The organism is Streptomyces niveiscabiei (genome assembly GCF_001419795.1).
In the GTDB taxonomy this organism is placed as follows: Bacteria; Actinomycetota; Actinomycetes; order Streptomycetales; family Streptomycetaceae; genus Streptomyces; species Streptomyces niveiscabiei.
This window is the reverse complement of sequence record NZ_LIRL01001076.1, coordinates 1-4,857: the sequence shown is the minus strand read 5'-3', so window position 1 is coordinate 4,857 and position 4,857 is coordinate 1. Positions and strand designations below refer to the sequence as shown.

Here is a 4,857-nt window from a genome sequence, read left to right as displayed (position 1 = left end):
GCGGTTCCGTGCCGGCGCGGGTCTCGGCGGTTCCGTGCCGACGCGGGCCTACGCGGTTCCGTGCCGACGCGGGTCTCGGCGGTTCCGTGCCGACGCCGGCCTACGCGATCCGGTGCCGGCAGGGGGCCACGCGGTTCGGTGATCGCCGCGCCTCACAGGCCCGGTGCCGGCTTCGTCGGGGCCCCCAGCCGTGCCGCCGTCAGCGTTCGTGCACCACCTGCCCGTCGAACACGGTGAGATCCACCTCGACTTCAGAGATCTCGTGCGGGTCGAGGCCGAGCAGCGGGCGGTCCAGGACGCACAGGTCGGCCACCTTGCCCGGCTCGACCGTGCCCTTCCAGTCCTCGGCGAAGTCCTGCCACGCCGGGGTGGCGGTGTACGCGCGCAGCGCCTGCGCGAGGGTGACCCGCTGCTCGGGGCCGCTCGTCCTGCCGCTGGCCTTCGACTCGCGCAGCAGCATCGCGGCGACGCCCTGCCGCCAGTCGGGTTCGGTGATCGGCGCGTCGGAGCTCGCGCACACCGGGACCCCGGCGTCGATCGCGGACCGCACGGGCCACTGGTACGCGGAGCGCTCGGCGCCGACGACCTCGTCCATCAGGTCGGAGACCGTCCACTTGATCGCCGGGTTCATGTTGACGCCGTAGCCGTGCGCGGCCAGTTTCGCCAGGCTGCCGGCGCCGATGAAGTCGCCGTGGATGACGTAGTGGCGGGCGTCGGGGCGGGGCGCGGCCGTGTTCGCGGCCAGGAGGGCGTCGACGACCGTGTCGATCGCGCGGTCGCCGGTGACGTGGACGCCCAGCTGGAAACCGGCCTCGTGCGCGAGCGCGATCATCTCGCGCAACTCGCCGACCTGGAGTTCGGGGGTGTCGCCGTGCACGCACAGGGAGCCGTGGCCGCCGTCCCGGTAGGGCTCGCGCATCCAGGCGGTGCGGTTGGGCGGCACGCCGTCCGCGAAGATCTTCACGCCGATGGCGTTCAGCCGCCGGGGGTCCGCCGAGTGCGGGCGGCGCAGTTCCGCCAGGCCCTTGCGGACGTCGTCGGCGCTGCCGCCGATGGGGGCGGGCAGCAGCAGCACGCTGACCCTGGCGTGGAGTTCACCGGCCGCCAGGAGGTCGGCGTACGCGGTCCAGTTGTCGGTGCTCAGGCCGCCGAAGAGGGTGTCGGCGCCGCCCGGGCCGAGGCCGGGTTCGGTGTAGCTGGTGATGCCGCGTGTGTGCAGTTCGCGGATCACGCCCTGGACGGCCCGGCGGCGCTGGGCGATCGTCGGGGTGGGCAGGGCGGCCTGGACGAGCCGCTGGGCCGCCTCGCGCAGGATGCCGGTCGGTGTCCCGTCGGCGTCGAGGTCGACGACGCCGCCGTGCCGGTGCGCGCTGTCCGCGTCGACCCCGCAGCGGCGCAGGGCCTCGCTGTTGGCCCACACCATGTGCGAGGAGAAGTCCGTCAGGCAGACCGGGTGCTGCGGCGCGACCGCGTCCAGGTCGCGGCGGTGCGGGAAGCGGCGCGGGTCGGCCACGCATTCGGCGAGGTAGCCGGGGTCCCAGCCCAGGCCGACGATCCACTCGCCGGGGCGGGTCACGTGGGTCGCCCGGCGTACCGCGTCGGCGACGCCGGCGATCGACGCGACGGCGGGGTGGCCGACGTCGACGGTGAAGGGCGGCCTCGTCATCCCGTACGCGGCGCCGTGCAGGTGCGAGTCGTTGAGGCCCGGCAGGACGGTCCGGCCGCCGAGTCCGACGATCCGGGTGCCGGGACCGGCCAGGGCGCGCATGTCGGCGTCGCTGCCCGTGGCGACGATGCGTCCGCCGCGTACGGCCACGCCTTCGGTGACCGTGAAGCCGTCGTCGACGGTGAGGACCTGACCGCCGGTCAGGACGAGGGTGGGGGTGGATCGGTGCACAGGAGCCTCTTCCGGGTACGAGGGACGGTTCACCGTGTGGCGCGGGGCGCGGCGTACGCCAGGGCCGCGCCCGCGACCAGGGCGCCGCCCTGGGTGATCTGCTGCCAGAACGTCGGTACGTCCAGCAGGGTCAGGCCGTTCTGCAAGCAGCCCAGGAACAGCACGCCGAGCAGGACGCCGAGGATCGAGCCGGAACCGCCGGTCAGCGCGACCCCGCCGACCAGCACGGCGGTGAGCACGGCCAGTTCGAAGCCGACCCCCGACGTCCCGGCGACGACGCTGTCCAGCACCGACGCCCTGATCGCTCCGGCCAGCGCCGCCGCCGCACCGGTGACCACGAACAGTACGAAGGGCGTACGGCGGACGTCGATGCCCGAGAGGTGGGCGGCCTCCCGGTTGACGCCGATCGCGAAGACGTGCCGCCCGGCGGGGGTGAGCGCGAGGAACACCGCGCCCGCCACGAGCACGAGCACGGCGATGACGACCGGCGCCGCCACCCCCACGAGGCGGGCTCCGCCGAGCCACGCGAACCCGGTGCCGAAACCGCTCAGCGGCAGCGGGAACAACTGCTGGCCCAGCCCCCGCACCGCCGTCAGCATGCCCAGCGTGACGATGAACGCCGACAGGCCGAAGTAGCAGCACAGAACCCCGTTCACGACCCCTACGGCAGCACCGGCGGCCAGCGCGCCCAGCACGGCGACGGCGGGCGACATCCCTTCTCCGGCGAGCCGTCCCGCGGTCAGTCCGCCGAGCGCGAGCGTCGAGCCGACCGACAGGTCGAGGTATCCGCTGATGACCAGCAGGGCCGACGGAACCGCGACGATCGCCAGCGTGGCGGCGTCGGTGGCGATACCGCGCAGGTTCGCGGGAGTCAGGAAAGCGCCGGTGGACAGCTCGAAGGCGAGGATCAGGGCGAGGAGGACGGGGAGGAGGGGTTGCCTCCGGAGAACGGCGAGCCCGCCGTCGGTGAGGAGGCGGGGGCGAGGACGAGTGAGGAGGGGGTCGGCGGTGGTCATGGGGTTCCTTCGGCGGGGTCGGTGGCGGGTGTTCCCGTGTCCGGTGTCGGCTGGTGGACCGCCGACAGCAGGGCGGCTTCCGTGAGTTCGGAGCCGGAGAGTTCGCCGACGATCCGGCCGTCGGCGACGATCAGGCAGCGGTCGGCGAGGGCGGCGGCCTCCTCGGGGTCGCTGGAGGCGAACAGCACGGCGGTGCCCCGGTCGGACGCGAGGGACGACACCACGCGGTAGATCTCCTGGCGCGCGCCGACGTCGACGCCCTGGGTCGGCTCGTCCAGCAGGAGGACGTCCGTACGCCGGGACTCGTTGATCCACCGGCCGAGGACCAGTTTCTGCTGGTTGCCGCCCGAGAACGCCGCCGCGGGCAGCCGGGGCCGGGCCGGGCGCAGCGCCACCGCCTCGGCGAGCGCGCCGAACACCCGGCGTTCGGCGGCCAGGTTCCGTACGCCGAGCCGGGCGAGGGGCCGTACGGACGGCAGCAGCACGTTGTCCTGCGCGCCGAGCCCCGGGAACAGTCCCTGCCGGCGCCGGTCGGCGGGGACGAGGGCGATGCCCGCGCCGAGCGCGTCGGCGGGGCGGCGCGGCGCCACGACCCGTTCACCGACCCGTACGGTCCCGCCGGTGGCCCGGCGTCTCCCGTACAGGGTCTCCAGGATGCGCGTACGGCCGGCCCCGATCAGCCCGAACAGACCGACGCGTTCCCCTGCACGGACCGCGAGGCTCACCGGCCCGAAGCCGGGACCTTCCAGCGCGTCGACGGTGAGCCGGGGCGGGCCGGGAAGCGGCTGCTCACGAGGCCCTCCGGCGGACTGGGCCGAACCGGACCTGCGGATGGGCGCGGACGCCTCCGCACCGGGCTCACGGACAGGCGCCGACGCCTCCTCGCAAGGTCCCCCGGCGACTCGGACAGCTCCGGGCGCACGCGCATCCCGCTGCCCCCGGCGTTCCTCCGTCAGGTGCCCTGCGATCGCCTCGACCAGGTCGTGGCGGGTCCAGCCCGCTGTCGGGGCGTGGTGGGTGACGCGGCCGTCCCGGAGGACGGTCACCGCGTCCGCGAGGCGCTCGGCTTCCGAGAGGAGGTGGGTGACGTACACGATGGCGAGCCCCTGGGTGCGCAGGTCCTCGACGCGTTCGGCCAGGGCGTGGCTCTCGGCGGTGGACAGGGCGGCGGTGGGCTCGTCGAGGACGAGGACGGAGGCGCTGCGGCTGAGGGCTTTGGCGATCTCGACCAACTGGCGCTGACCCATGGGGAGTTGGCCCACCCGGTCGCGCGGGGAGCAGGTGGCCGCGACCCGTTCGAGGAGCCCGGCGGCGACCTTCTCCTGGGCGCGCCGGTCGATGCGGCCGTACCGGGTCCACTCCTGGCCGAGGAAGATGTTCTCCGTCACGGTGAGCGTGTCGACGACGCTCAGTGTCTGGAAGATGATCGCCACCCCGGCGTCGATGGCCGCGCGCGGGGTGAGCCGGGCGTACGGGGTCCCGCCGACCTCGATGGTGCCCGCGTCGGGCGCGAAGGCACCGCCCAGGCATTTGATGAGCGTGGATTTGCCCGCCCCGTTGTGTCCGAGCAGGGCGTGGACCTGTCCCATCGGCACGGTCAGGTCCACGCCGTCCAGCGCGCGCACTCCGCCGAAGGACTTGCTCAGCCCCCGGACGCGCAGGTTCACCGGCGTCATGGCGGCCCCTCAGCCGTTCTGGGCGAGCAGGTCGTCGATCGTCGCGGTGTCGCCGTGGCCGACGAGGGTGACCGGCACCTGGACGCCGGGGTCCGCCTGCCCGGCGGCGACGGCGCGCGGCACGGCGACGACGGCGCCGGCGATGTCGTCCGGCGCGAGGGCGGCCGAGGCCCGGTAGAAGGTGCCCTGTTTCACGGCGAGCAGCGAGGGTACGGCGCCGTCCTGTCCGCCGACGAACGTCTTCGGGTCGTCGGCGGACAGGACGGCG

Annotated in this window: 3 protein-coding genes and 1 pseudogene; all 4 read right to left on the bottom strand. The window is 74.3% G+C overall.

The window, feature by feature from the left end:
* Positions 1-199 precede the first annotated feature (199 nt).
* Positions 200-1,897, bottom strand: a complete 1,698-nt coding sequence (locus AOK24_RS40015) for an amidohydrolase (protein WP_055724824.1) — start codon at positions 1,895-1,897, stop codon at positions 200-202.
* A gap of 29 nt (positions 1,898-1,926) precedes the next feature.
* A complete protein-coding gene (locus AOK24_RS40010; protein WP_055724823.1) occupies positions 1,927-2,913 on the bottom strand; it encodes an ABC transporter permease in 987 nt (328 codons plus the stop codon).
* Positions 2,910-4,589 carry a sugar ABC transporter ATP-binding protein gene (locus tag AOK24_RS40005; RefSeq protein WP_055724822.1) on the bottom strand — a complete coding sequence of 560 codons (1,680 nt, stop codon included), beginning with the start codon at positions 4,587-4,589 and terminating at the stop codon, positions 2,910-2,912. Before AOK24_RS40005 ends, AOK24_RS40010 begins: the two co-directional genes overlap by 4 nt.
* A gap of 9 nt (positions 4,590-4,598) precedes the next feature.
* Positions 4,599-4,857: pseudogene (locus tag AOK24_RS40000) on the bottom strand (sugar ABC transporter substrate-binding protein); the annotation flags it as partial.